General features: G+C 68.8%; 1 protein-coding gene. It reads left to right on the top strand.

Annotation, left to right across the window (positions count from 1 at the left end; all coding sequences use genetic code 11):
- The coding region (locus tag HU147_RS19195) for a chemotaxis protein CheW (RefSeq protein ID WP_224077671.1) at positions 1–423 on the top strand (423 nt) is incomplete at both ends.

Consider the following 423-nt stretch of genomic DNA (forward strand, 5'->3'; position numbering starts at 1 on the left):
GTGCGTGGCCAGGGCGTGCGCTTCACCTTGCGCCTGCCGCAGACGCTGGCCGTCACCCAGGCGGTGTTCGTGCAGATCGGTGAAACCACCTTCGCCGTGCCGGTGGCCTCGGTCAGTGGTATCGGCCGCCTGTCACGCGAACGCTTCGAGGCCGCCGACAGCAGCTACCGCTACAGCGGCGAAGACTATCCGCTGTATGACCTCGGCAGCCTGGTCGGGCAGGCCCCGGCACGCGCCGATGGCCAGGACCAGGTGCCGCTGCTGCTGGTGCGTGCCGGTGACCTGCGCGCTGCCGTGGCGATCGACCAGGTGCTGGGCAACCGCGAAATCGTGGTCAAGCCGGTCGGCCTGCAGATCGCATCGGTACCGGGCATCTACGGTGCCACCATCACCGGCGATGGTCGCGTGGTGGTGATCCTGGAC

This window comes from Planococcus chinensis, from assembly GCF_020071995.1.
GTDB lineage: Bacteria > Bacillota > Bacilli > Bacillales_A > Planococcaceae > Planococcus > Planococcus chinensis_A.